The organism is Martinezella calliandrae (genome assembly GCF_030272695.1).
In the GTDB taxonomy this organism is placed as follows: Bacteria; Pseudomonadota; Alphaproteobacteria; order Rhizobiales; family Rhizobiaceae; genus Rhizobium; species Rhizobium calliandrae.
Genome location: NZ_JARFYN010000229.1, coordinates 1 through 379, shown reverse-complemented (window position 1 = coordinate 379; position 379 = coordinate 1). Strand labels below are relative to the sequence as shown.

The following is a 379-nucleotide window of genomic DNA, read 5'->3' as shown; positions in this document are numbered from 1 at the left end:
GTTCTTGGCGCAGCTGGACGAGGCGAGCACCAACTATCATATTCCGCTGGTCTTGCGACTGCACGGTGTGCTCGATCGCAGCGCCTGGCAGCGCAGCCTCGACCGTCTGTTGGCGCGCCATGAGGCGCTGCGCAGCGTCTTTGTCGACTGGGAGGATGAACCCCGGGTCGAGGTCCTGCCGCCGGATGCGGGTCTGCCGGTGATCGAGCACGATCTCAAGGGCAGGGCGGATGCGCAAGCCGCGCTTTTGGAGCTGTGCCATGAGGAAGCGTGCACGCCCTTTGATCTTTCGCGCGGGCCGCTGATCCGCGGGCGGCTGATCGACATGTCGGACGAGGAGCACGTCTTCCTTTTGACCCAGCATCACATCGTCTCGGAC

Annotated in this window: 1 protein-coding gene; it reads left to right on the top strand. The window is 64.4% G+C overall.

The features are described 5' to 3' along the window. The coding region (locus tag PY650_RS36875; protein WP_285885049.1) for a condensation domain-containing protein at positions 1 to 379 on the top strand (379 nt) is incomplete at both ends.